Below are 23,924 nucleotides of genomic sequence, written 5' to 3' on the forward strand. Positions count from 1 at the left end.
TGTCCAGTTCACCAGCGAGGCCTTCACAAGCGTTCTCAAAGAGTATGGCATCCGGATCAGTATGGACGGCAAGGGCTGCTACCATGACAACATCTTCGTGGAACGGCTCTGGCGCAGCGTCAAACACGAGTGCGTCTACCTCACTGCCTTCGAGGATGGCCGACACTTGAAGCAGGCGCTCCACCGGTACTTCCGGCATTACAATCAGACCCGGTACCACCAAACCCTTGATTACCAAACGCCCGATGAGGTGTACTACGGGCAATCCATATCCTTGGCAGCCTGAGCCAGGGAAACAACCGGATCATAGCTTAGGGACACCATCAGGTTGTCCAACTGATTGGGTCCACCTCAGAGCGCTGGCGGTCGTGCGACGTCCATTTCTGAGCTGCCTACGCGGCAGCGAACGCCGGGCCGCAAGGCAAATGCGTGGCTGTCGTTTTCTGAGCTGCCTACGCGGCAGCGAACACGTAGATGCGCTTGCGGTTCCAGAACGTCGCTTTCTGAGCTGCCTACGCGGCAGCGAACCGGTCCGAGGAACGACGGGTCATGCCGAGTCGTTTCTGAGCTGCCTACGCGGCAGCGAACGTGGCAGCCAGCAGGGTGTAGCGCTGCAGGTATTTCTGAGCTGCCTACGCGGCAGCGAACTAGAGCGTACCTCAACTAAGGCCCTGATTGTTAAAGAGCATGGTTAAGAAGCGGAGCGCCAACCCAACCTTGGGGTGGCGCTCCATGTTTCTGATTTTCGGTTTGTTTTCTTGGCGCCCAAAAAAAGGGTCAAAACCAGGGGATCGTTGCGTCCTGGCTCAGACCATAGCGGTTGAAAGCGCCTGGCTGCGGGCTGTTCCAAAGTTCGCCGTGCTCGATGAATAGGCTGAATCGCTCGCCCGTACTCAGACTTCGTACCGTAACGAATGGCAGGTCGGTTGCTCGTTCGACGGAATCCGGAATATGGGCCCGTGCCTGCTCAAGCGATTCTCCGTGACGCTTGGCGCGCCGACGGCGCAGTCGCTCGGCATTGGTCTTGGGCTGCCGTCGGCGTACGAGTCTGTAGCGAACGTCCTGATCAGGGACCGATTCGATCCCCGTTACCGCGACGTGATCGTACATGCCGCTCAACCAGCCTTTCTCCATCAATTGGCTCAACGCTTGAATGGTTCCGTGTAACCGCAGTTTGTCGCCGAGCCCTCTCGGGCTCTTGGTGTACGAGGGAAAGCTAACACCGATGTCATCGGCCCCAAGCGCAACGAGGGCGCGGTGGAGTTTGCTGAATAGCGCCCCCATTAACATCGGTGGCGAGAAATCCGGATCCGGACGCAATTGGATGTCGACATAGCGATCCATGGCGTCACCCCGCTTCGCCGAAGACGCCGCCACGAATCAGTGTGGCCATGACGAAATGTTGTTGTTCCGTCGAGGGCTCCTGATCCTTGATCATCCAGTTATCAAGCAGGGAGTAGAAGTCCGCCTTCTGCTTTGGCTGCCGATAGGCTTTACCTTGGGTGGTCACAGAGCCGTAAGGCTCCACCGCGATCGGCCCGAGGTCGTCGCCACCCTCGGCCTGCGGGTACCAGGTATCCACTGTTCTGATTGCGTTACCCAGCTTCTGGGAATGAATGCCCGCAATGTCGCCAACACTGTAAAGCGTTTTGCTCTTGTCCCCACGGCCACGATCCAGAATCAGCTCCTGGGATGGGAACACTTCCTGGCCGGGTCCAATCCGGGTGAAGGCAACCACTTCAAGAAGCACGGGACGCTCACCACTCAACCCCTCCACGATTCGCTCTGTTACAGCATCCAGGGAGGAACGAACTGCGTCGGTGGCCTCGAAATCCTTTAGAGACAGCGTCAACGCGTCGAACGTCCATGCTTCGGATACGGTTCCCTGCTCAAGCAACCTGACCTGAACCTCAACCTGTTCAGCTCCGATTCGGTTACGCCACAGGAAGCGACCGTTGGCCAGGTTGTGCGCATAACGCCGTGCGAGTGTCTCGAATCCGTTGGTCTCAATGTACTGTGTGACTGCGTTTTTGAGTTTGTCCTGGTAATCGGCATTGTTGCACGCAGAGGGAATGCCAGCGCCACCGAGAACCCGTAGCGAAAAACGTACGGCCAGTGTGTCGGCACTGGCTGGCAAAGCGGCTACATCGACAGTCTGGAGGTTGGGATTTTCAATCGCCGCATCGAGTTTGGCGGGGTCCTGTTCCTTCGTCTTAAGGCGGTTCGAGATGGTCCCGCGTACCGATTTTTCGCGAATACCAATTGGCTCCCATGTGTCCACTTGGTCTCGTTCGTCCCAGGATCCCGCATAGAGAAGTGCATCGGACGGGTCGAGTTTACGCTCGAAGGCGAGCACGGAGGCGGTCTTTAGGGCATCGTTCTTGGCCATGGTGTAACTCCTTCCTGGTCATTTGTTCGTGTGGCGCTTGCTGTAGTCGTTCTTGAGGCGATATAGCCCTTCGTCCGGGGCGTTGTCCGGATACCAGAGCAGGTCCGCGGGATGCCTCAGTCGATGCGGGCTCACCCATTGCCCCACGGAGTAGATGCTTTCCACGAAGCGAAACGGCGTCGTGTTATCGCGGGTATTGGATACCTTGCCTGGCCCGAAGAGGTCAGTCAGTGCCGCATAGCCAATGGGGATCGGGACGATCCAGCCATCCGGTCGCCGGATCTCCCAGTGCACCTCTTCTTTGGTGTTGCCGACGGAATCAGTGGACGTTTCCTGCCGGCAGTCGTGATTGCGGCGTGAGAGATCAAGCCAGGCATCCAGTGCGGTGGCATCCGGAGAGGAACGCTGCATGGTCTCCAAATGCTCAGCCAACAGGTCGTCTCGCGCGACGAGCGCAAACCCGGGAAGGCAGCTGAGGCAGAGCTTTCGGAACTGCTTGTGCCGGGTCTCATCATCCTCGTCCAGAGGAAGCAACCTTGGCTGGGTTCTCGCTCCTCTTCCTGGTGAAGAAGGGGTCACGCTGCCTCCGGCGACCCGCATGGTGGCAAGGGTGTCGGAGACGTCCTTTGCCATCTCATGCAGTTGGCTCTGCGTTCCGGCGCAGGCATCGCCGCGAACCGCGAAAACCAGGGTGATGTCCAGGTGGACGCGCCCTTCCTCGACGATCGCCGCGGTATCCCCATGTTTATCGACAGGGTTTCGCGTGAGATGGAAGGCTTGTACGTAACCCGTGTCCGATGCCTGGACTTCAAAGTCATGACAGATCACGCCAACGTTATCGAAGAGTAACGGTACCTCCCGAGCTGCCAGCTTCCGCTCCAACGCATGCATCAAGCCGACGAAGGCACTCATGGCGGGGAAACCCCAAGTCATGGGGCTGGAGATGGCATTGGCGTTCTGCACGCGGATTCGTGGCAGCACCAGCAGGTTGTGGACTTCATTCATAAGCCAGCCCTCCCTGCCAGGCATCCAATTCACGTGCCAGTGACGTCATCCAGCGTTGGTCCCGATCCATTTCACGACTGAACGAGGCATCTGTCCTTAATGCTTGCGACCAGTGTTCGTGCTCGACATCGCCCAACGGTAATTTGCGTCCCAGGGCCTGGTTCAACCAGAGCGCAAAGCGGCGCCTGATTTCCAGAGGCCAATCGGTATCCTGGCGTCTCTGTCGAAAAGCGTCGTCGATTTCTGCTCGGCCAGGATCCAGCCAAAGTTGTTCCTCGTCCGGAAGGCGACAGTTCTCTTCCGCACTCCATCCAGGGGGAAGGCTAAGCAGTTCCATGCTGAACAACATCAGTTCGTCCATCAGCGCGGCGTTGAGATCATCGCGTTTATCACGGGTTTCGTAGGTGGCAGATGGATCGGACTCGAGGAAACGTCGTAGTTCCCGCACGAGTTGGCGTACCGATGGGCGTTGGCCAAATCGCTGAAAGGAGGAGGTCACATTCAGGGGAGCCCTGACATCCGAGCTGACCCATCGGGGAGGCAGCGAGGCTAGAAGGTAGTTGTTACCACCACGCTCGCTATTGAGCTGCGAGATGTTCTGCGGTTTGGTGCCCCCGAACTTCTGGACGGCGAGGCCAGGATAGTCGCGGTAGCCGGTTTCCGCGTAACGCCCCTCGCGACCGGCCTTGCGTGCTTCCTTGGCCTCTTCACTGAAGCGATCGTGGTTGATGGCCTGAAAAACCCGGTGAGCTAATGAGGTTGCGTAGAGAGGTGCGAGCAGATGGTATTCATCGTCGTCGATGGGGTCCTGGCCCACGAGCCAGTAGAGTTGCTTTACCTTGGGGCTTGACTCGTGCCGAGGGAGTGCCACGTTCTCGAAAACTTCAAGAAGCTTTTCTCCGGTTTCCGTGTTTCCGCCAAGCGCAATGGCAAGTTTCGGATCCCTCCTTAAGACCAAATCGATGACCCTTTCGCCCTTGTCTGTTCTTAGTAGAAGAAACTTGTATTGCTTGAGCTTGTACGCAGCGTTACCAACCACATCGACAGATAGGTCCTCGCGCAGCACGGCACTGCTCACGTATGGAGGAGTACAGCGGGGCAGCGTTACGAAAAGGTTGGCTCCTTTCGCATCGGGATGGATTGCCTTGATCGTATGAGTGGCGAGTTTTATCGGATTGCCTCCTCGCATTGAGGATTCTACTCGCGATGCTGCATCACTAATCCACTTGTCTAAATCGTCTTTACCTAAAGGTGGTTGGGCGTCTTTGGTTGGTTCTTCCTCGTTGCCGCCTCCGGTTTGCGACAGGCTCAACACGAATCCTGCAATCAGTGTGCGGAGGTTAACTACCTCGTCTGAATCGCCCATGCTACCTCCTGTTCTCGATGAGCCGACGTTACGTCTTAAGCTCAATGTCTTGCGCAAAATCCGAGGATGGGATGGAAGCCCCATCCACTGTCGTTATCCGGAACGGTCGCTGTGCCGAACCTCTTGGCAGCGTCGTCTAGCGGAAGATCCATGGTGTCGGCCAGTACCGCCAGGGCATCCATGTAGTCTTCTTCTCCCCAGGGCTGGATGCGTTCACCGAGGGTGTTCAGTACATCGATGCGTTGCAGTTTGCTTTGCTCGACTGGAACGTAGAGCAACTCGCCGCGCCGCGAACCGTCATGAATCTGATGGAGAGTCCAGGTCTCTCCGCCTTCGTCCGGCAGCAGTGCAAGTTCCACTTCCGGGGCCGTCTGTTGGCGGAAGGGCTGACACTGCTGCATAACCCCGGTGAGCTGCACCTGTGGCATCGCATACCAGGTGTAGGCACCCAAGCGGGGCGGCGGTGGCGTTTGCATCGCTCGCTGCTCGCGTTTGCTCAGTGTTTTCGGGGGTGGTGCGACCAGCGCACATCTCAAACGCGCGTGCTCGAGATCCACGATGCTGTCCAGTGGTTGTAGGTTCTCGCGCTCCACGATTCGAGGGCGGGCGTCGATCGCTTGCCACTGGTCTGTTTCCAGCAAGTGCGTCAGCGAGTGGCTGTTGAGCATCCAGTCACCGGTGGTCTCAAAGCCGGGCCTTTGGAAGGCCGGCCTCCCGGGGTTCTCCAGGTGCTTGAGGTTGGTATCGAGCAGGACGACGTTCGGTGCGGTACACGCATCGTCACGATGGCGACGCACGCGGCCCGCGAGCTGAATGATGGAGCGCATGGACGACGGCTCGACGACCGCCCAGTCGTAGTCGTGATCGCGTCCGACCTCGGTGACCGGGGAGCCGAGAACGATGAAAACCTGATCCGCTTCGTGAGTGGTCTGCAGCGCGCTCTGGACCTCCGGGAGGTCGAACACGGCCGACTCGTCCCTGCGATCAAGCGCGCGGTCTAGGCGTTGCTCAATGGCTGACCGAATCAGTAGCGGATAGCGGGAATGATAAACACACAGGTGAATCCGTATCCCGGCCGGGGCGCCGAGTTGGAAGAGGGCGCGAGCAACATCTATCAGCGGTTCGATGTTTGCCATCCGTACTAAGCCGAAGCTCACGCGTTTGTGGGTGTGAGGGTCAACGCTATGGTGACGCGCATGCAGCGTCGATGCGTGCGCTAGAACCCGTTCAGCCAAACCTTGTCGTGTCTCTGCTGCCGTCTTGCCAAGCCCTTCCATGGAAGCGACCTCTGCACGGCGGCGTACGACACCCTCTGCAAGGCGCTGATGGCGTCGTTTCGCGAACCGATGGTGTGCTGCCGCGAACTGCTCACCCGCCGGGCAGTTTTCGTGTTGGCGATCATGTTCGTCGAACCAGGCACAGCAGATGTCGACAGGGAGGCCAGGTTGTCCACGATTGCGTTGATACTGCTCCCGACCATCGCGATAGGCATCGTACAGCCCGCGCACCAAGGCCGGTGGCAGTGTGGCGGACGAGAGGAGTACCCGAGAGCCCAATAGTCCCGCCCAGTGGACCAGTCGCGTCAACGCGGGCAAGTCATTGATGTCGAAGTCGTCGATTTCGTCCAGCACAAGATCACTGCTCATCATGCGTAGCATGGGTACGATCTGGTCCCCTCCACGGGTGCTCTCCGTGGCGGGCATCAGGTGATCGACGGTGCACAGAAGGATGGGAGCGGCAATCAATGCCCTTGCACGCGGGTCATCACCAAGCCGCCTTAACACGGGGTGGCTTTCCATATTGCCGTCGAAAACCACATGCGTATCGTCTTCGATGAGGTTCTGTCGTGATTCAGAGCCGCTCTTGTCCGCTTCCTCTTCGTAGTGTTCGAACAAGGCTCGGCTTGCGCCGCCGCCCACTCTGACGGCGAGCTCGTCCTCACCGAGGTTGAGCCGTTCGCGATAGGCCTTTCCGGTCTGCAGGGTCAATGTGCGCAACCCCAGGGCGATAACGAATCGTGCTCCGCGCTGGGGATTCGCCAGAGCGTAGAGAATCCGGCCGTTTGCGAGCGTTTTGCCGCACCCGGTAGATGCCATGTTGATGCCGAAGAATCCTTGTTCCTCGCTGCGCTCGCGCAGGGACTGCGCCATGTCATAGGCGCGATCCTGCCAACGGAACCGCCGGTGGTCGCTGCGCTTACGAAAGCCCTTGTGGCGCGCCAGCCTGGGTAGGTGGCTGTGAAGGCTCGGCAATGCTCTCACTACAGCGGTGGCGTGCCTTTCAACGCCCAGCAGATGCTCGTCCAAGGGCTGGTTGAGCTGTCCGGTGTTGCGAACCGTGTTGGCGAACAAGGGATATCCGGCGTTGCCCCGGACCCGGTGGCGTCTGTCGTCCAGGCTGGAGTAATGATGATCTGCCAGCATCACGCTGAGCCGGGACAGGTGCATGACGTAGGGATCGTCCAGCCAGCCACTCTCGCGATACGGCAGCCGATCGAGCAGGCGCTGAGCGAAGTAACGCACACGGGCCTGCCATCCATCTGTTGCCACCGGGAGGCCCTCTTTGAACCGCCAATACAGGGGGGCCTGCTCTCGATTCCGTGAATCGGCAACCTCGTTCCAGTCGGCGGAGATGATGCCGGGAAGATCGCGTAGGCGCTCCGCTTGAAATGCCGGGCGCGTCTGTCCGTCGCCCGGCATCAACGGCAATCTGTGGTGCGTAAGAATCAGCCAGGCAACCGCTGAAGCCAATGGCGGGAGGTCAGAGAAAGGTGGCCGCACACCGGCATCGACTCCGTCGCGCTGTAGACCGTTAAGCCAGTTCGCTGTGTCGCCGCCGGCCCCACTCGCCAAACGGTTCAACCATGTCGCATCATCACTGTCACCAACAAAGGACAGAAACAGGCGCAGTGACACCCACTCGTGCCTATAGAGGTTCCTGCCCTCCAGCTTACCTTGCAGCCGAAGCTGGAATGCCTCCATGGATTTACCCAGGTCATGAAACAGGGCCGTCAGCCCCGAGAGCAGCCGAATGTCCTCGCCAGTGCGCCAGTCGTTCTCATCTCCCCGCCGCAGAACGTCCCGGGAGCTGGTATTGGTGGGGATAGCCCCCTGCTGGTTGAATCGTTTGGCATCTCCGACGATCCACAGCAGCTCGCTGTGATCCCGACCCCGAATCCAGTGGCACGCCACCGCCGTATTCTTGCGTGCGGTCTTCCGTAACATCCGCCGGAGAGTGTCCAGCCCTGCCTCGGTTATCGGGGTCTGCCAGGTGCGATCTCCGCGCCGTTCCGCAAACTGGTCAAGAATGCGGCGCGTCTCGGTAAGCGCGTTTTTGTTGCACTGGGATACGAGCAGCACGTTCATGATCGAGCCTCGGACAGGTCATTCGCGATGTATTTGATGGTATCGATCATGAAATCGAGCGATTCTGTCCGTGTGAGGCTGTCGATACACGATTGGCGGAATTCCTGTTCTTCGTCACCGCGCATGGCGGACAGGAAGGCCTGGGGCAGGATCACTGCGTCCTTTACCAGGTCGGCAACGTCGAAAACCAGCCCGCCTCGGCGCGTCTTGCCATGCAGTACCGCTAGACCGTGCGGGATTCCGAGAACCCAGGTCGCAGTTGCCGCCAGCCCGTAAGCGAGATAGTTGCCGTGGTCCAGGAAACGGTTGGCAGGGTCGGTTCCGGTGCCTCGCTTGGCCCGCGTAAAATCACCATAAGCCACCGACTTGGCGGCCATGCGGAACAGCGTCTTGGTCAGTCGTGCTTCTTCGGTCAGCAGATCTGTCGTGCCCGGTACCTCGTCAATCGCCTTGCGGCTCTTGTCCAGGGCTTCGCGCAGCGAGTGCGGGTCAATGCCGAATCCGTTCTCTCTTAGCGCACGGTTCTCGGTCCAGTTCCACTCGATGCGCGAGATCCGCGCGAGCTGGAACGCTTTGGCTGCGCGGAGGCGAGCCTCCTCATCGAACCAGAACGCAACCCATCGTTGCAGGTACTCCGTTGGACGATACTCGCTTTGCGGGCTGAACCAGGCGACTTCCACATCCACTTCGTTTGCCGAGAAAAGCGGAGTCCCACCTCCTCCGCAGAACCCAACCAATACGCCCGCTTTCGCCAGCTCGCGCATGGCTGCCTGCGTTACAGATGTTCCAGTCCCGAGCAGTATGGTCGTGGTATTGGCGATAGGGATATTCCAGTAAAGCGATTGCTTACCTTCATCGGTGACGTACTCAACGCGTCCGCCATTAACCAGAACCCTGCAGTGCTGCAGGTAGTAGATGTTCGCGCGCTTGGAATGGAGGATCGTTTTCAGATCGCTCGGCGACAGGTCATCCATGCTGTATCTCCGGGTTTATGGCTCCAGCACTGCACTATTCCCATGACTATCCGCATGGTTACACCCCCACTGCCTCCCTCACTGCACCACTGTCTGAATTATCAGTACTTTCCCGCCGCCTCCCGCAGCCGGCGGGCGACAGTGTCCCGGATCTCGTCCGGGGCAATGGCTTCCACGTCCGGCCCATAGCGCAGGATCTCCATGACCAGTTCAGTCGGGTCGGAATAGGGAACCTGGAGCTCATAGTGATCGGCCGTCCAGTGGCCAATCTGGTCCGGATGCCAGCGTTCCTCTGCCGCCCAACGGGCGGCTTCGGGGGTGAACCGAAGGACGGCCCAGGCGGTGGCGGTTCCGGAGAAAATACCGTAGGTGCTTGCGATGGTGCGGTCGACGGCGCGGTCGTCCAGGGCATGTGCCGGAGTGTCCTGATTCTCGGCGGTGCGAATCCGGTCCAGAGAAAACAGGCGTAGGGCCTCGGCCTGCTCGCAGTAGGCGACGAGGTACCAGTTGTTGCGGTAGTTGGTCAGCCGTTGTGGATGGATGCGGCGCTGGCTGCGGGCATCCCGCGCACGGCCGTGATACTGGATGAACAGGCACTGGCCTGTCAGGGTAGCCTCGGCAACGGTGGAGAAGATGTCGCTGTCTGTCTCGCGCTGCCCGGCGGTGAGCACGGCGATCCGCCGGCTCACGGTCTCCGCGTCGTGTCCGCCTTCGCTCAGGAGTCGGCGCACGCGAGATTTCAGCGGCCCGATGTGCGGGGCGAGCAACCCTGGTTGCATCGATTCCAGCAGCTGCTCCATGGCAAGGAGTGCATAGAGTTCGGACTGGTTCAGCCAGAGCCCGGGAAGCTCGAAGGTCGGCGCATCGGGGTCGTAGTGGTGGCCGTTGGCCTCGGCGCTGTAGACCAGCGGCGCACCCAGGATGTCGCGGAGATAGGCGAAGTCACGGGTGATCGTCGTCCGCGCGACCTCCAGCTCATCCACGAACGCCCGCATGGGCACCGGATGGCGGGCCTGCCTCAGTCGCTGATGGATGCGCACGAGCCGTTCAAAGCGTGTCAATGATGATCCCGCCGTTATTATTCTTCCTTCCCCTTTTGACCGTACCCGTCCCGCTGCCGGTTCTCAAACGTGCATTCAGGAAGACCTTTTCGGTATGCTCGTGTCGACTCTCCAACAACCTGACAACCGGCGATTTTTATCTCTTCCGCCCCTTGAAAATCATCCTGCAGCCCCTATCTAGAACACTAGCCGGGAGGTGGTCGTATCGGCCCTTCCCGGGGTCAACAAGTGTTAACGAACGGGTCGCTTAACTCACGGAGGTGATGGGACATGTTCGGTGATCTGGCACGGTTTGATGTACCTGTTTTCAACGAGCTGAGCCGCGCGCTGCGGCTGATGGATGAAACGTTCGGCGATTTCGGTTCCAGTGACCTGCGGTCGGCGCCGCGGGGTGCATTCCCCTACGTCAACGTCGGGGAGACGGACGAGGCGGTGAACGTCTACGTCTTCGCCCCGGGCATGAACAAGGACGACCTGGAACTGACGATCGAGAACAACACGCTCTTCATCCACGGCCAGCGCAAGGCGGATGACGAGGCGCAGGGCCGCACCTACTATCGGCGCGAGCGCTTCACGGGCGAGTTCAGCCGCGCGGTGCGGCTGCCGGAAGGCATCGACGCCGACAAGGTTCAGGCGCAGATGCAGGACGGCGTGCTGAGTGTCCGCCTCGAGAAGGCGGCCGAGCAGCGCCCGCGGCGGATCGAGATTCAGGCTGCGTAATGACAGGGGAGGTGATTGCCATGACCGAGATGGAAAAAGCACGCAATCAGCAGGTTGAGAAACAGCAGGACGCCATCGTGCAGCAGGCCGCCCGCCAGAACGGCGAGCGGGGCCTGGTACCGCCGGTGGAGATCTACGAGGAAGATGATGCCCTGTTCCTGGTGGCGGATATGCCCGGAGTCACGAAGGACACGTTACACCTGGAAGTGGGCAACAAGGTGCTGGAAGTCGAAGGGCGGATCACGGTGAACATGGACGAGAACGTTTCGCCGCTGTTTGCCGAAGTCCGCGCCAGTCGGTATGTCCGCCGCTTCACGCTGGGGGACGATATCGACGCCGGCAACGCCCAGGCGACCATCAAGGACGGGGTGCTGACCATCCGCCTGCCCAAGCAGGACGCCCACCGGCGGCGGAAGATCGAGATCCAGGCAGCCTGAGCCTGCCAGCGGATCGCCATCTCCAGACCGCGCTTCGGGCGCGGTCTTTTTTTGCGCTGATCGAATCGTTCCGTTCATGGTGGACCTGAAGGTCCACCCTACACCTGCATCAGACTTTGTCGCCAAAGCCACCGTAGGGTGGACCTTCAGGTCCACCACTTGGCGTGTTCCCGGCTCACCACGTACCACTGTCGCCAGTTCTCCAGGGCGCTGCGAACCGAGTAAGGCAGTTGGTCGATGCGGGTACTGTCTGATTCCGGAGGGTTCAGACGACGGAACAGGCGAATGTCGTCCATCAGTCCCTGTCGCTCCATCATCCGAAGCCATTCGTTTGGCGACGCCATGAGAAACCTCCTTGTTCAATGTTCTGGCTGGACCTCGACCTGACGCGGCTCCCTGCATCAGGTGTCAAGGGTGTACTTCGTGCTCTTCGATCCGCTCGCCCTGCGCCTCGGCGACCACATCCAGGATACGGCCCTCGGTGTGGATAGCGCTTCGCCTGTTGGACAGCCAGATCACCATCTTGCCCTCGGTATCGAGACCGATGATCAGATAGGGGTGTCCCGCCTCTTGGCCGAAAATTTCGTGTTCGTAGCCCGGTAGCTTGGCGGCCTTTGCTGTCAGGTCGTCCGGCAACTCTGTCTCTGCACGGTAGATCGATCCGGTGTCCTCGTCGCTCCAGGTAACTTGTACGGAGCTGGGCATCGGCTGGTCGGATATAGCGATTAGGCTTCCTGCTTCCTCCCAGCAACAGGCGATACCGCCACCAGGGATTCGCGTGTCCTCGTTCAGTTCGGTGCGTAAGACAAGAAGAGCCTCTCCTTCATGAGCCGAATAGGCGATGGTGTACGCGTCCAGCGAACTGGCGCCACTCCAGGGGGTACGGCCGAGGGCCGTGAAGGCAATAGCGATCACACCGGCCGTTACGAGGATGGTGGTGAGAACCAGCCGCACTGAGTGTCTGCGCGGGAGCGGAGAGCAGTCCTTGCCCGATGTCATGTGCCTTCCTTGTTGCTAACTGCGCATCACAGTCAGCGTAACGGTGTGGATGCGGTTGCGCCACCCGAGAGCATCCGGTGACGCAACACACCTGCCCTCAACGAACTACGCTTTCAGAAAGCAACAGCGAAGGAGCGAGCCATGAAACGCAGTGCGAACGCGGAATGGAAAGGTGACCTGAAACAGGGCAAGGGTGTTGTCTCCACCGAGAGCGGTGCGCTGGCCAATGTGGCCTATGGCTTCGGCACGCGATTCGAGGACGAGAAGGGCAGCAACCCGGAGGAGCTGATCGGTGCGGCCCATGCGGGTTGTTTCTCCATGGCCCTGTCCGGACAGCTGGGGGAATCCGGCCTTACGCCCGACAGCATCCGCACCACGGCGGACGTAACACTGGACAAGGTGGACGGCGGCTTCGCCGTGACCAAGGTGCATTTGACGGTCAAGGCCAAGGTGCCGGGCGCGGACCAGGCGGCGTTCGACAAGGCGGCGAACAACGCCAAGGCGGGGTGCCCGATCTCCAAGCTGTTGAATGCCGAGATCACCATGGACGCGACCCTGGAGGGGTGATCGCGCCATAGCCGTGGCCGTAGGCGGTAGGGTGGACCTTCAGGTCCACGCGTGCACTCCGGCAAGAAGATGGTGGACCTGAAGGTCCACCCTACGGGTCCTGCGGAATTGGTTGGTCCCCGGACGGGTAAACCCCACTGTGCGCGGGGTGCCACTCGCGGCCGGTTTGGCTCAGAGCGTCAGCTATCCCCGGGGGCTCCACACGCGCTCCAGTTCTTTTGTTTCGGGGTCGAAGCGGTAGACGTTGATGCCGCCATGGGGCCACTTCTGTCCGGTGACGAGGGTGTTGGCCTGCCAGGAGGCGTCCACCGACGGGATGTAGCGGTCCTTGGCGTGGGGTGGATCGTCGCCGAGGTCGAGGAAGGCGATGTGCCAGGGGCTGTCGATGTGGTAGAGGGCGGCGTACGCGTGTCGCCGAGGGATGCGGATGAAATGTTCGTCGTCGATGAAGGTAACGGCGACGTTGCGCCCATCAATGGTCTCGTCGCCGTAGAAGGGGCTGGGGATGTCGGGGGTGTCGATGAGGTTGCTGTCGTCCCATTCGGTCTCGCCGGTGTCAGGATCCTCGCGGAGCATGCCGAAGTTGTAGCTCGCCAACCGCCATCGCTCTTCGCCGTCTTCGGTGCGCCAGACCCGGGTGGTGCCGGTCTCGCCGGCAGCGACGACATAGCGGCCATCCGGGCTGATGTCGCCGTGGACCCTGCTGGAGAGCCCGGCCATTTTATGGAGAGGGTCGCGGGTCTCCATGTCCCAAAGGACTACTCCGTCGTAGGCGGCGCCATCATGCCCTTCCCTTTTCCGTGGGTGGAAGCGATCAATTGGGTAGCTGTCCCAGGAGGAGCCGTGGCCGGCCGTGAGCAAGGTGCCGGTTGGTTCGTGGAGAATGATGTTCTGCAGGGTGCCAAGGAACGCTGGGCGATCATCGTCGATCTTGACCAGTTGCTGGTTTTTGCCCCAGCCGCGGTAGATCCGGAACTCGGCGTCCGAGGAGAAGTACGCCTGCAGATCCGACGCCATGGCGTGGCCGTAGACGGGGACGTGCTCGAAGCGGTTGAGGACTTCGCCGTCGACGGCCTGGACGTGGACGATGTCGTTGAGGTCCTGCCACAGGAAGGCGTCCTGTCCCTCGATGAAATAGGCAGAGTAGATATTGGCGCGACGGCTGATGACGCGCCGGCTCTGGCTCTCAACGTCCCACAGTATGAGGCGCCGGTCCTCATGTGAACTAACCACATACCGCCCGTCCTCCGAGACGCTGACGACCATGGCGCGCCCGGGGGAGACGGTCGCGCACCCTCCGAGCCCGGCGGTGATCATCGCGATCACTACCAGCTGCAGTAAGCGTTTTGTTATCCCCATCGGCCGAACCCCCCGTTCCCTAAGAGCGTTCTTCGCCAGATCTCACGCTGATAAGCGTGTTCGAATCATCGAGGGCGTGACGGAGGTTGACCATTGCCACCGGCGGCAGACACTTCACTCGCAGGGGAGCGCGTAGCGGCCCGTCGATGCGGAAAACGGCTGGTGTGCCCGGGAGTATGCGAACCTCGTCGTCCACGGCGTTGCCGTTGGCATCGGCGTAGCCCTCGTGGCGAACGTCCGTGTCGCGATCGAGGATGGTGATGCGCGCGTTATTCCACGCCGGGCTCCAGTCGAGATCGGGTGACGCCTGCAGGTGGAGTCGCAGGGGCTGGAGGACGCGCGCCAGCGGGGACGCTGTTCGATTGCGCGTGCCGCCCGACTTGATGTCGAAGCGCAGGCCTGCAGCTTGATCACCGCCGCTGCAACAGCCTCCGCCGCCGTCCGGCAGCGTGATGGGGGCGACATACTCGGTTTGGCCGGCCCGCAGGGTAACGTCGGTGGAGGCAATGGGCTCGCCCTGTTGCCGTCCGTGCCCATCGACCCGATAGACCGAGACGGTGGCGATCACGCCGTCCTCGGCGCGTCGGGCGGTAAACGTCAGTTCACGTCGTTCACTGGGTCTGACGGCCCTCTCCCGAGTCGAGGAGCCGTCGGTCGCTGCATCCTGCATGCTGAATTATCCTTCCGTAGATAACCAGATCAAAGATAACCGGATTCATGGCGTCGCGCAAAGCCGCTTGTGCGGCTGCATGGAGTGTGTGTTTGAAGCCGGACATGGTGGATCTGAAGATCCACCCTACGGCTAGTCGATCATGGCCGAGGCGGCGCCGGGCGCCCGTAGGGTGGACCTTCAGGTCCACCATCGTGGCTATATCGGTGGACCTGAAGGTCCACCCTACTCATAGGGCCCAGAGGTCCATGAACACGTTGACCGGGAGCTCTTCAAGGCGCCGCTGATCGGCGCAGGCGTGGCGGATGCGCTCCGCCTGGCGCGGTGCGAAGCGGGTGGCGAGGGCGGCCTCGAACTTCTCCACCAGCACCGGGATGCCCTCGTCGCGCCGGCGGCGGTGGCCGATGGGGTATTCCACGGCCACGCGCTCGGTCTTCGAGCCGTCCTGGAAGAACACCTGCACGGCGTTGCCGATGGAGCGCTTGTTCGGGTCCAGGTAATCCTTCGAGAACTGCGGGTTCTCCGTGACCTCCATCTTGTCGCGCAGGGCGTCGATGCGCGGGTCGGCGGCGACGTGATCCTCGTAGTCATCCGCCGTGAGGCGGCCGAAGATCAGCGGCACGGCGGTCATGTACTGGATGCAGTGGTCGCGGTCGGCCGGGTTGTCCAGGGGGCCGGTCTTGTCGATGATGCGCACGCCCGCTTCCTGGGTCTCGATCACCACTCGGTCGATCTCGTCGATGCGGTCGGCCACCTCCGGGTGTAGGGTCATGGCCGCCTCGGCGGCGGTCTGGGCGTGAAACTCCGCCGGGAAGGAGATCTTGAACAGGATGTTCTCCATGACGTAACTGCCGTAGCCCTGGCTGAACTTCAGGGAATTGCCCTTGAACAGCACGTCGTTGAAGCCCCAGCCCTTGGCTGATAACGCCGATGGGTAGCCCATCTCGCCGGTGCGGGTGATCAGCGCCAGGCGCACGCCGCGGGCGGAGGCATCCCCCGCCGCCCAGCTCTTGCGCGAGCCGGTGTTGGGGGCGTGGCGGTAGGTGCGCAGGCTGGAGCCGTCGATCCAGGCGTGGGACAGGGCGGTGACGACGTCCTCCTTGTCACCGCCCAGCAGTTTCGTGGCCACGGCGGCAGTGGCGATGCGGCAGAGCATGACGTGGTCCAGGCCCACGCGGTTGAAGCTGTTCTCCAGCGCGATCACGCCCTGGATCTCGTGGCACTTGATGGCGGCGGTGAGCACGTCGCGCATGGTAAGCGGCTCGCGGCCATTGGCAATGTTACGGCGGCTGATGTAGTCCGCCACCGCGAGCACGCCGCCCAGGTTGTCGGAGGGGTGGCCCCACTCCGCCGCCAGCCAGGTGTCGTTGAAGTCCAGCCAGCGGATCATGGCGCCGATGTTGAACGCGCCCTGCACCGGGTCGAGCTGGTAGGCGGTGCCCGGCACCTTTACGCCATTGGCCATCTGCGCTTCCGGCACCACCGGCCCGAGAAGCTTGGTGCAGGCCGGGTACTGCAGGGCGAGCATGGCGCAGGCCAGGCTGTCCATGAGCATGTGGCGGGCGGTGTCATAGGCCTCGTCACTGTCGATGGCGGCGTGGGCCACGTATTCGGCCATGGCCACCAGTTCGGGATCCGGATCGGGCCGCTTGGCGGACTTGATACCGTCGGCTGCGCTCATGGGTCGGCCTCCTCCTCGCGTGGGTGGATAGTCCGACTATAGTTCAGCGGTCGCGGGAACGTCAGCGGCGCTGCCCGTCCGCCATTACGCGAGCACGTCCCCGGGGATACGCACATGGCCCTCCATCAGCACGCGGGCGCTACGGCTCATGCTCACCTTGGCCACGGTCCACTCGCCGTTCTCCTGCACCGCCTTCGCGCCCACGCGCAGGGTGCCGGAGGGGTGGCCGAAGTGGACGCTGTCCCGGTCGCCGCCGCCCGCGGCCTGGTTCACCAGGGTGCCGGAGATGGCGGCGGCGGTGCCGATGGCCACTGCCGCCGTGCCCATCATGGCGTGGTGCAGCTTGCCCATGGAAAGCGCCCGTACCAGCAGGTCGATGTCAGGGGCGCGCACGCTCTTGCCGCTCGACGCTTCGTAATCCTTGGGCGGGGCGACGAAGGCCACCTTGGGGGTGTGCTGGCGGTTGACGGCTTCATCCACGTGGTCGATCAACCCCATGCGCACGGCGCCATGAGCGCGAATGGTCTCGAACATGGCGAGCTGCTCCGTGCTGCCGTTGATGGCCTCCTGCAGCTCGGTGCCGGTATAGCCGATGGCGTCGGCATTGACGAACACCGTGGGGATGCCGGCGTTGATCAGCGTGGCCTGCAGGGTGCCCACGCCGGGCACCTCCAGTTCGTCCACCAGGTTGCCGGTGGGGAACAGCGCGCCTTCGCCGTCGGCCGGGTTCATGAACTCCACCGGCACCTCGGCGGCGGGAAAGGTGACCCCATCCAGCTCGAAATCGCCGGTCTCCTGCACCTGGCCGTCCACCATGGGTACGCGGCCGATAATGGTTTTCTGGATGTTGGCCTGCCAGATGCGCACCTCGGCCACGCCGTTGTCCGGAATGCGGGCCGGGTCCACCAGGCCGTTGGCGATGGCGAACGGCCCCACGGCGGCGGAGAGGTTGCCGCAGTTGCCGCTCCAGTCCACGAACGGCTTGTCGATGGAGACCTGGCCGAACAGGTAGTCCACGTCGTGGTCCGGGCTGTCGCTGGCGGCGAGGATCACCGTCTTGCTGGTGCTGGACGTGGCCCCGCCCATGCCGTCGGTGTGCTTGCCGTAGGGGTCGGGGCTGCCGATCACCCGCAGCAGCAGGTTGTCCCGCGCGGCGCCGGGCACCTGCGCGGCCTCCGGCAGGTCCTGCAGGCGGAAGAACACGCCCTTGCTGGTGCCGCCGCGCATGTAGGTGGCGGGGATACGGATCTGGGGTTGATGCGCCATGACTCGGGGTTCCGTCGTCGTGAGGCCCGCGCCGCTGCGGGAGCGGCGCGGGGTGGTTCAGGGTCGGAGACTCGCGGTTACTGCTCCAGGGCAGTGGCGTCCGGGTCCGCTTCCAGGAAGTCCTTGGCGAAGCGCTGCAGGATGCCGCCGGCCTCGTAGATGGAGACCTCCTCGGCGGTATCCAGCCGGCAGATCACCGGCACGTCCACGCGCTCGCCGTTGGCGCGGGTCACCACCAGGGTCAGCGTCGCGCCCGGGGCAAGTTCGCCTTCCACGTCGTAGACCTCGGTGCCGTCCAGGCCCAGGGTCTTGCGGGTGGTGCCCTCCGGGAACTGCAGCGGCATTACGCCCATGCCCACCAGGTTGGTGCGGTGGATGCGCTCGAAGCCTTCGGCGGCGATGGCCTCCACGCCGGCCAGCCGCACGCCCTTGGCGGCCCAGTCGCGGGACGAGCCCTGGCCGTAATCGGCGCCGGCGATGATGATGAGCGGCTGCTTGCGCTCCATGTAGGTCTCGATGGCGTCCCACATGCGCATGACTTTGCCGTCCGGCTCCAGCCGGGTGAGCGAGCCCTGGCGCACCTCGCCGTTGGCGTCCACCGCCATCTCGTTGATCAGCTTGGGGTTGGCCAGGGTTGCCCGCTGGGCGGTGAGATGATCACCCCGGTGGGTGGCGTAGGAGTTGAAGTCCTCCTCCGGCAGGCCCATTTTCGCCAGGTACTCACCCGCCGCGCTGTCGGCCATGATGGCGTTGGAGGGCGAGAGGTGGTCGGTGGTGATGTTGTCACCCAGCACCGCCAGCGGGCGCATGCCCTGCAGGGTCGGCTTGTGGGCCAGCGCCCCCTCCCAGTAGGGCGGGCGGCGGATGTAGGTGCTCTGCGGGCGCCAGTCGTACAGCGGGCTCACCTGCACTTTCGCGTCGGTGGACTTCTTGAACATGGGGAAGTAGACGTTGCGGAAGTGCTCCGGTTTGACGGAGTCACTAACCATGGCGTCGATCTCGTCCTCGCTGGGCCACAGGTCCTTGAGGGTGATCGGGTTGCCGTCGGCATCATGGCCGAGCACGTCTTTCTCGATGTCGAAGCGCACGGTGCCGGCAATGGCGTAGGCGACCACCATGGGCGGCGAGGCCAGGAAGGCCTGCTTGGCGTACGGATGGATGCGGCCGTCGAAGTTGCGGTTGCCCGAGAGCACCGCCACGGAGTAGAGATCCCGGTCGATGATCTCCTGCTGGATCTTCGGGTCCAGGGCGCCGCTCATGCCGTTGCAGGTGGTGCAGGCGAAGGCGACGATGCCGAAGCCCAGATCTTCCAGGTGCGACAGCAGGTTGGCCTCTTCCAGGTAGAGCTGCACGGCCTTGGAGCCGGGGGCCAGCGACGTCTTCACCCAGGGCTTGCGCTGCAGGCCCAGTTCATTGGCCTTTTTCGCGAGTAGCCCGGCGGCGATGACGTTGCGCGGGTTGCTGGTGTTGGTGCAGCTGGTAATCGCCGCGATGATCACCGCGCCGTCGGGCATCAGGCCGTCGTCACGCTCCTCCACCTCGCCGGCGATGCCGGCCTTGGCCAGGTCCGTGGTGGAGACGCGCTTGTGCGGGTTGGAGGGGCCGGCGACGTTGCGCACCACCGAGGAGAGATCGAAGCGCAGCACGCGCTCGTACTCGGCGGTCTCCAAGTCGTCCGCCCAAAGGCCCACGGTCTTCGCGTAGTTCTCCACCAGCTTCACCTGCTCCGGCTCGCGGCCGGTGAGGGTCAGGTAGTCCAGGGTCTGCTGGTCGATATAGAACATGGCCGCGGTGGCGCCGAACTCCGGGGTCATGTTGGAGATGGTGGCGCGGTCGCCCACGGTCAGCGCCCTGGCGCCCTCGCCGTAGAATTCCAGATACGACGACACCACCCGCTCCTTGCGCAGGAACTCGGTGATCGCCAGCACGATGTCGGTGGCGGTGACACCTGGCTGTGGCTTACCCGTGAGCTCCACGCCGACGATGTCCGGCAGGCGCATGTAGGAGGCGCGGCCGAGCATGACGTTCTCCGCCTCCAGGCCGCCGACGCCGATGGCGATCACGCCCAGGGCGTCCACGTGCGGAGTATGGCTGTCGGTACCAACACAGGTATCCGGGTAGGCGATACCGTCCACGGCCTGCACCACCGGGGAGATCTTCTCCAGGTTGATCTGGTGCATGATGCCGTTGCCCGGCGGGATCACGTCGACGTTGTCGAAGGCCTTCTTGGTCCAGTCGATGAAGTGGAAGCGGTCCTCGTTGCGGCGCTCTTCGATGGCGCGGTTCTTCTCGAAGGCGTCCTTCTCGAAGCCGGCGTGCTCCACCGCCAGGGAGTGGTCGACGATCAACTGGGTGGGCACCACCGGATTGACCTTGGCCGGGTCGCCGCCCTTCTCGGCGATGGCGTCGCGCAGGCCGGCCAGATCCACCAGGGCCGTCTGGCCGAGGATGTCGTGGCACACCACCCGGGCCGGATACCAGGGGAAGTCCCGGTCGCGCCGGCGTTCGATGAGCTGCGTCAGACAGTCGGTGAGCTGCGACGGCTCGCAGCGCCGCACCAGGTTCTCCGCCAGCACGCGGGACGTGTAGGGCAGGCCGGCCCAGGCGCCGGGCTTGATGGCGTCCACGGCTGCGCGTGCGTCGAAGTAGTCCAGATCGGTGCCCGGCAGGGGCTTGCGGTAGTCGGTGTTGGTCACGTCAGACATGGCGGTATCCGTCTCGGATTCATGGCGGGGCTCGGGGCGTGCCGCGCCGGGGTCCTGCAATGGCCCGGGCGCCGCGTCACACGGACGCCCGGGGGATTCGCGGGCGGTGTGTCAGCCGCGCTGGTCGATGGGCGTGACCTCGCGCAGCTCCGGGCCCACGTAGTCGGCACTGGGCCGGATGATGCGGTTATTCTCCCGCTGTTCCATGACGTGGGCCGCCCAGCCGGTGAGCCGCGACATCACGAAAATGGGCGTGAACAGCTTCGTGGGGATGCCCATGAAATGGTACGCCGAGGCGTGGAAGAAGTCCGCGTTGGCGAACAGCTTCTTCTCGTCCCACATCATCTGTTCCACCGCCTCGCTCACCGGGTAGAGGGTGGTGTCGCCCACGTCGTCGGCGAGCTTCTTGGACCAGCCCTTGATCACGGCGTTGCGCGGGTCGGACTCGCGGTAGATGGCGTGGCCGAAGCCCATCACCTTGTCCTTGCGGTCCAGCATGGCCTTGAGTTCGCGCCTGGCCTCCTCCGGGGAGGACCACTGCTCGATCATGGCCATGGCTGCCTCGTTGGCGCCGCCGTGGAGCGGCCCGCGCAGGGAGCCGATGGCGCCGGTCACGCAGGAGTGCATGTCCGACAGGGTCGAGGCGCACACCCGGGCGGTGAAGGTGGAGGCGTTGAACTCGTGCTCGGCGTAGAGGATCAGCGAGACGTTCATCACGTCCGCGTGCAGCTGGCTCGCCGGTTTGCCGTGCAGCAGGTGCAGAAAGTGCCCGCCGATGGAGTCGTCATCGGTGTTGGGATCGATGCGCACGCCGTCGTGGGAGTAGCGATACCAGTAGTTGATGATGGACGGGAACACCGCCAGCAGGCGGTCCGCCACGTCCTGCTGCTGGGAGAAATCGGTCTCCGTCTCCAGGTTCCCCAGCATGGAGGCGCCGGTGCGCATGACGTCCATGGGATGGGCATCCTTCGGGATGCGCTCGAGCACCTCGCGGAGGGGCTGGGGCAGGTCGCGCATGCCCTTGAGGCGCTGGATGTAGGCGTCCAGCTGGCTGCGGGTGGGCAGCTCCCCGTACAGGATCAGATAGGCGACCTCTTCGAAGCTGGTGTTGTCCGCCAGATCGCGCACGTCGTAGCCGCGATAGGTCAGGCCGGTTCCCTTCTGGCCCACGGTGCACAGCGCCGTGGCACCTGCGGACTGACCACGCAGGCCGGCCCCGCCGATTTTCTTCTCCGTCATGCTTTGCCTCTCTCTCGTTCGCGGGCATTCAGGCCCCGTTCGCCGGGGATCGCCGCATTTACTGGTCTTTTTTGAAAAGCGCGTCCAGTTTGCTTTCGTACTCATGATAGCCGAGCACGTCGTAGAGCTCGGCGCGGGTCTGCATGGTGTCCACCACCTCCGCCTGGGTGCCGTTGGCACGGATGCTGGAGTAGACCTGCTCCGCCGCACGGCTCATGGCGCGGAACGCCGACAGGGGGTAGAGCACCAGCCGGGCGCCGGCGTCGCGCAGCTCCGAGGTGGTGAACAGCGGCGTCTGACCGAACTCGGTGATATTGGCCAGCACCGGAACCGGTACACGGTCGGCGAAGGCCTTGAACTCCTCCAGGGTGTGCAGGGCCTCCGCGAAGATCATGTCCGCACCGGCTTCCGCGTAGGCGTTGGCCCGGTCCAGGGCGGCCTCCATGCCCTCGGAGGCGTAGGCGTCGGTGCGCGCCATGAACACGAACTGGTCGTCCTGGCGGGCATCCACGCCGGCCTTCACCCGATCCACCATCTCGTCCCGGGAGACCAGCTCCTTGTTGGGCCTGTGCCCGCAGCGTTTGGCCGCCACCTGATCCTCCAGGTGGATGGCGGCCACGCCGGCACGTTCCATCTCGCGTACCGTGCGGGCGATGTTGAAGGCGCTGCCCCAGCCCGTGTCCACGTCCACCAGCAGCGGCACGTCGGTGATACTGGTGATGCGACCGGCGTCCTCCACCACGTCCGCCAGCTGGGTGATTCCCAGGTCCGGCAGACCGTAGGATGCGTTCGCCACGCCGCCTCCGGACAGGTAAATGGCCTTGAATCCGGCGCGTTCGGCCAGCAGGGCCGAGTAGGCATTGATGGTGCCCGCAACCTGCAACGGACGCTCGGCCTCCAGGGCGGCGCGGAAGCGCGCGCCGGGTGTGAGTGTCTGGCTCATGTCATTGCTCTCCGCTAAGGCGCACCAGCATGCGCCCCTGGACCTTGCGGTCCAGGAGGTCGGCGCAGGCCTGGGGCACGTCGTTCAGTGTCAGTTCGCGTTGGCCGATGGCCTGGAAGTCCTCGGCTTTCAGCAGTTGGGCGGCCCGCTCCCAGATCTTCAGGCGCAGGGTCGCGGGGCAGTAGACGGAATCGATTCCGAGCAGGCTGGCGCCGCGCAGGATGAACGGTATGACCGTGGTATTGAGCTCAATGCCCTGGGCGAGGCCGATCGCCGCGATGTTGCCGAAGGGCTTCACCGTGCGCGTGAGCCAGGCGAGCGTGTCGCCGCCAAGGGCGTCCACGGCGCCGGCCCATTCCGCTTTTGCCAGCGGGCCCTTGCCATAGTCGACGTCCGCCGGATCAAGAATGGCCTTGGCGCCGAGGCTGCGGAGGTAGTCTGCCGCTGCCGGCTTGCCGGTCATCGCCGTGACATCGTAGCCCGCGCGGCTGAACAGCCGCGTGGCAAAGCTGCCGACGCCACCGCTGGCACCGGTGATCACCACCGGTCCCTGCTCCGGGCGCTGGCCATTCTGCTCCATGCGAACCAGTGCCATGGCAGCGGTGAAGCCGGCGGTGCCGATGACCATGGCCTGGCGCAGGTCCAGCTCGTCGGGGAGCGGCACGACCATGTCGCCGGGGAGGCGTGCTCGCTCGGCGTAGCCGCCATCGTGGGTTTCGCCAATGCCCCAGCCGGTGACCAGCACCTGCTGACCGGGCTTGAAACGCGGGTCTTCCGACGACTCGACGGTGCCCGAAAGGTCGATCCCGGCCACCAGCGGAAACTTGCGGGCGATTTTGCCCTTGCCGGTAACGGCCAGAGCGTCCTTGAAGTTGATACCGGACCAGGCGTTGCGGATCTCCACCGCACCTTCGGTGAGGTCATCGATCGTGATGTCCTCGACGCGGGAGTCAACGCCCTTGTCTGCTTCGTGAATGCGCAAAGCCTTGAAGGAACTCATGATAACCCCCTGATCCAACGCGGAGGCCTAGTCTAACTCAGCGAAAGAGCGGTTCCCAAAACGCTTTCAATTCATAATGTTAGTACACAAAAACGCAGAAATGGCGGGTTTCGGCAGGGGTTGGGGCCATAACAGTGGGGTGTATACCCTTTTTTATTTCAATACTGGCCCGCCGGTT

The 23,924-nt window shown here is 62.9% G+C and carries 20 protein-coding genes, 1 pseudogene and 1 CRISPR repeat array; of the genes and pseudogenes, 4 read left to right on the forward strand and 17 right to left on the reverse strand.

The genetic code is table 11. The features are described from left to right. A pseudogene (locus BMZ02_RS09885) lies at positions 1 to 262 on the forward strand (integrase core domain-containing protein); the annotation flags it as partial. A gap of 118 nt (positions 263 to 380) precedes the next feature. Further along, positions 381 to 648: direct repeats of the CRISPR family, unit length 28 nt; unit sequence TTTCTGAGCTGCCTACGCGGCAGCGAAC. 129 nt (positions 649 to 777) lie between these two features. On the opposite strand, the gene cas6f reads toward BMZ02_RS09885, so the two are convergent. The 7 genes from cas6f to BMZ02_RS09920 all read right to left on the reverse strand — a co-directional run bounded on the left by cas6f (position 778) and on the right by BMZ02_RS09920 (position 10,160). Next, positions 778 to 1,344: a type I-F CRISPR-associated endoribonuclease Cas6/Csy4 gene (cas6f, locus tag BMZ02_RS09890; RefSeq protein ID WP_091644021.1), complete on the reverse strand. Its 567-nt coding sequence runs from the start codon at positions 1,342 to 1,344 to the stop codon at positions 778 to 780. A gap of 4 nt (positions 1,345 to 1,348) precedes the next feature. After that, positions 1,349 to 2,389, reverse strand: coding sequence for a type I-F CRISPR-associated protein Csy3 (gene csy3 / locus BMZ02_RS09895; protein ID WP_091643003.1), 1,041 nt, complete (start codon positions 2,387 to 2,389; stop codon positions 1,349 to 1,351). An 18-nt stretch (positions 2,390 to 2,407) separates the two neighbouring features. Beyond that, the gene (csy2, locus tag BMZ02_RS09900) at positions 2,408 to 3,394 is read right to left on the reverse strand and encodes a type I-F CRISPR-associated protein Csy2 (RefSeq protein ID WP_091643006.1); all 987 of its coding nucleotides are present in this window, start codon (positions 3,392 to 3,394) and stop codon (positions 2,408 to 2,410) included. Further along, positions 3,387 to 4,760 (reverse strand): type I-F CRISPR-associated protein Csy1, encoded by a 1,374-nt coding sequence (gene csy1 / locus BMZ02_RS09905; protein ID WP_091643009.1) that lies wholly within the window; start codon positions 4,758 to 4,760, stop codon positions 3,387 to 3,389. The genes csy2 and csy1 overlap by 8 nt, the downstream gene beginning before the upstream one ends. Positions 4,761 to 4,801: 41 nt before the next feature. Beyond that, entirely contained in the window at positions 4,802 to 8,125 is a 3,324-nt protein-coding gene (cas3f, locus tag BMZ02_RS09910) for a type I-F CRISPR-associated helicase Cas3f (protein WP_091643013.1), read from the reverse strand. Continuing rightward, positions 8,122 to 9,099, reverse strand: a complete 978-nt coding sequence (gene cas1f / locus BMZ02_RS09915; RefSeq protein WP_091643016.1) for a type I-F CRISPR-associated endonuclease Cas1f — start codon at positions 9,097 to 9,099, stop codon at positions 8,122 to 8,124. The genes cas3f and cas1f overlap by 4 nt, the downstream gene beginning before the upstream one ends. 101 nt (positions 9,100 to 9,200) lie before the next feature. After that, positions 9,201 to 10,160, reverse strand: a complete 960-nt coding sequence (locus BMZ02_RS09920) for a helix-turn-helix transcriptional regulator (RefSeq protein WP_091643019.1) — start codon at positions 10,158 to 10,160, stop codon at positions 9,201 to 9,203. A gap of 270 nt (positions 10,161 to 10,430) precedes the next feature. Here BMZ02_RS09920 and BMZ02_RS09925 point away from each other — a divergent pair, with 270 nt between their 5' ends. Both BMZ02_RS09925 and BMZ02_RS09930 read left to right on the forward strand, forming a co-directional pair. Continuing rightward, entirely contained in the window at positions 10,431 to 10,880 is a 450-nt protein-coding gene (locus BMZ02_RS09925; RefSeq protein ID WP_091643022.1) for an Hsp20/alpha crystallin family protein, read from the forward strand. A gap of 20 nt (positions 10,881 to 10,900) precedes the next feature. Beyond that, positions 10,901 to 11,317, forward strand: coding sequence for an Hsp20/alpha crystallin family protein (locus tag BMZ02_RS09930; RefSeq protein ID WP_216110802.1), 417 nt, complete (start codon positions 10,901 to 10,903; stop codon positions 11,315 to 11,317). A gap of 146 nt (positions 11,318 to 11,463) precedes the next feature. Here BMZ02_RS09930 and BMZ02_RS18830 read toward each other — a convergent pair whose 3' ends face one another. Beyond that, a complete protein-coding gene (locus BMZ02_RS18830) occupies positions 11,464 to 11,661 on the reverse strand; it encodes a hypothetical protein (protein WP_139209193.1) in 198 nt (65 codons plus the stop codon). A 64-nt stretch (positions 11,662 to 11,725) separates the two neighbouring features. After that, positions 11,726 to 12,316, reverse strand: a complete 591-nt coding sequence (locus BMZ02_RS09935; RefSeq protein WP_091643024.1) for a DUF2931 family protein — start codon at positions 12,314 to 12,316, stop codon at positions 11,726 to 11,728. A gap of 141 nt (positions 12,317 to 12,457) precedes the next feature. Here BMZ02_RS09935 and BMZ02_RS09940 point away from each other — a divergent pair, with 141 nt between their 5' ends. Continuing rightward, positions 12,458 to 12,883, forward strand: coding sequence for an OsmC family protein (locus BMZ02_RS09940; protein WP_091643027.1), 426 nt, complete (start codon positions 12,458 to 12,460; stop codon positions 12,881 to 12,883). Between the two features lie 183 nt (positions 12,884 to 13,066). Here the strand turns inward: BMZ02_RS09940 and BMZ02_RS09945 are convergent, their stop codons facing one another. The 8 genes from BMZ02_RS09945 to BMZ02_RS09980 all read right to left on the reverse strand — a co-directional run bounded on the left by BMZ02_RS09945 (position 13,067) and on the right by BMZ02_RS09980 (position 23,746). Further along, a complete protein-coding gene (locus tag BMZ02_RS09945) occupies positions 13,067 to 14,242 on the reverse strand; it encodes a WD40 repeat domain-containing protein (RefSeq protein WP_139209194.1) in 1,176 nt (391 codons plus the stop codon). A 19-nt stretch (positions 14,243 to 14,261) separates the two neighbouring features. Next, positions 14,262 to 14,912 (reverse strand): hypothetical protein, encoded by a 651-nt coding sequence (locus BMZ02_RS09950; RefSeq protein WP_091643033.1) that lies wholly within the window; start codon positions 14,910 to 14,912, stop codon positions 14,262 to 14,264. 229 nt (positions 14,913 to 15,141) lie between these two features. After that, positions 15,142 to 16,593 (reverse strand): bifunctional 2-methylcitrate dehydratase/aconitate hydratase, encoded by a 1,452-nt coding sequence (locus tag BMZ02_RS09955; protein ID WP_091643035.1) that lies wholly within the window; start codon positions 16,591 to 16,593, stop codon positions 15,142 to 15,144. Positions 16,594 to 16,677: 84 nt separating this feature from the next. Further along, a complete protein-coding gene (prpF, locus tag BMZ02_RS09960) occupies positions 16,678 to 17,859 on the reverse strand; it encodes a 2-methylaconitate cis-trans isomerase PrpF (RefSeq protein WP_091643038.1) in 1,182 nt (393 codons plus the stop codon). 77 nt (positions 17,860 to 17,936) lie between these two features. Further along, positions 17,937 to 20,564, reverse strand: coding sequence for a Fe/S-dependent 2-methylisocitrate dehydratase AcnD (gene acnD, locus BMZ02_RS09965; protein WP_091643041.1), 2,628 nt, complete (start codon positions 20,562 to 20,564; stop codon positions 17,937 to 17,939). 111 nt (positions 20,565 to 20,675) lie between these two features. Further along, positions 20,676 to 21,803: a bifunctional 2-methylcitrate synthase/citrate synthase gene (gene prpC / locus BMZ02_RS09970; protein WP_091643043.1), complete on the reverse strand. Its 1,128-nt coding sequence runs from the start codon at positions 21,801 to 21,803 to the stop codon at positions 20,676 to 20,678. 58 nt (positions 21,804 to 21,861) lie between these two features. Continuing rightward, positions 21,862 to 22,746, reverse strand: a complete 885-nt coding sequence (gene prpB, locus BMZ02_RS09975; protein ID WP_091643046.1) for a methylisocitrate lyase — start codon at positions 22,744 to 22,746, stop codon at positions 21,862 to 21,864. Position 22,747: 1 nt separating this feature from the next. After that, a complete protein-coding gene (locus tag BMZ02_RS09980; protein ID WP_091643049.1) occupies positions 22,748 to 23,746 on the reverse strand; it encodes an oxidoreductase in 999 nt (332 codons plus the stop codon). Positions 23,747 to 23,924 lie beyond the last annotated feature (178 nt).

It is taken from the genome of Aquisalimonas asiatica, from assembly GCF_900110585.1.
GTDB lineage: Bacteria > Pseudomonadota > Gammaproteobacteria > Nitrococcales > Aquisalimonadaceae > Aquisalimonas > Aquisalimonas asiatica.

Excerpts from the sequence above, each read along its gene's own strand:
- cas6f (WP_091644021.1), bottom strand. The coding sequence starts at position 1,344 with ATGGATCGCTATGTCGACATCCAATTGCGTCCGGATCCGGATTTCTCG.
- csy3 (WP_091643003.1), bottom strand. The coding sequence starts at position 2,389 with ATGGCCAAGAACGATGCCCTAAAGACCGCCTCCGTGCTCGCCTTCGAG.
- csy2 (WP_091643006.1), bottom strand. The coding sequence starts at position 3,394 with ATGAATGAAGTCCACAACCTGCTGGTGCTGCCACGAATCCGCGTGCAG.
- csy1 (WP_091643009.1), bottom strand. The coding sequence starts at position 4,760 with ATGGGCGATTCAGACGAGGTAGTTAACCTCCGCACACTGATTGCAGGA.
- cas3f (WP_091643013.1), bottom strand. The coding sequence starts at position 8,125 with ATGAACGTGCTGCTCGTATCCCAGTGCAACAAAAACGCGCTTACCGAG.
- cas1f (WP_091643016.1), bottom strand. The coding sequence starts at position 9,099 with ATGGATGACCTGTCGCCGAGCGATCTGAAAACGATCCTCCATTCCAAG.
- BMZ02_RS09925 (WP_091643022.1), top strand. The coding sequence starts at position 10,431 with ATGTTCGGTGATCTGGCACGGTTTGATGTACCTGTTTTCAACGAGCTG.
- BMZ02_RS09930 (WP_216110802.1), top strand. The coding sequence starts at position 10,901 with ATGACCGAGATGGAAAAAGCACGCAATCAGCAGGTTGAGAAACAGCAG.
- BMZ02_RS18830 (WP_139209193.1), bottom strand. The coding sequence starts at position 11,661 with ATGGCGTCGCCAAACGAATGGCTTCGGATGATGGAGCGACAGGGACTG.
- BMZ02_RS09935 (WP_091643024.1), bottom strand. The coding sequence starts at position 12,316 with ATGACATCGGGCAAGGACTGCTCTCCGCTCCCGCGCAGACACTCAGTG.
- BMZ02_RS09940 (WP_091643027.1), top strand. The coding sequence starts at position 12,458 with ATGAAACGCAGTGCGAACGCGGAATGGAAAGGTGACCTGAAACAGGGC.
- BMZ02_RS09945 (WP_139209194.1), bottom strand. The coding sequence starts at position 14,242 with ATGGGGATAACAAAACGCTTACTGCAGCTGGTAGTGATCGCGATGATC.
- BMZ02_RS09950 (WP_091643033.1), bottom strand. The coding sequence starts at position 14,912 with ATGCAGGATGCAGCGACCGACGGCTCCTCGACTCGGGAGAGGGCCGTC.
- BMZ02_RS09955 (WP_091643035.1), bottom strand. The coding sequence starts at position 16,593 with ATGAGCGCAGCCGACGGTATCAAGTCCGCCAAGCGGCCCGATCCGGAT.
- prpF (WP_091643038.1), bottom strand. The coding sequence starts at position 17,859 with ATGGCGCATCAACCCCAGATCCGTATCCCCGCCACCTACATGCGCGGC.
- acnD (WP_091643041.1), bottom strand. The coding sequence starts at position 20,564 with ATGTCTGACGTGACCAACACCGACTACCGCAAGCCCCTGCCGGGCACC.
- prpC (WP_091643043.1), bottom strand. The coding sequence starts at position 21,803 with ATGACGGAGAAGAAAATCGGCGGGGCCGGCCTGCGTGGTCAGTCCGCA.
- prpB (WP_091643046.1), bottom strand. The coding sequence starts at position 22,746 with ATGAGCCAGACACTCACACCCGGCGCGCGCTTCCGCGCCGCCCTGGAG.
- BMZ02_RS09980 (WP_091643049.1), bottom strand. The coding sequence starts at position 23,746 with ATGAGTTCCTTCAAGGCTTTGCGCATTCACGAAGCAGACAAGGGCGTT.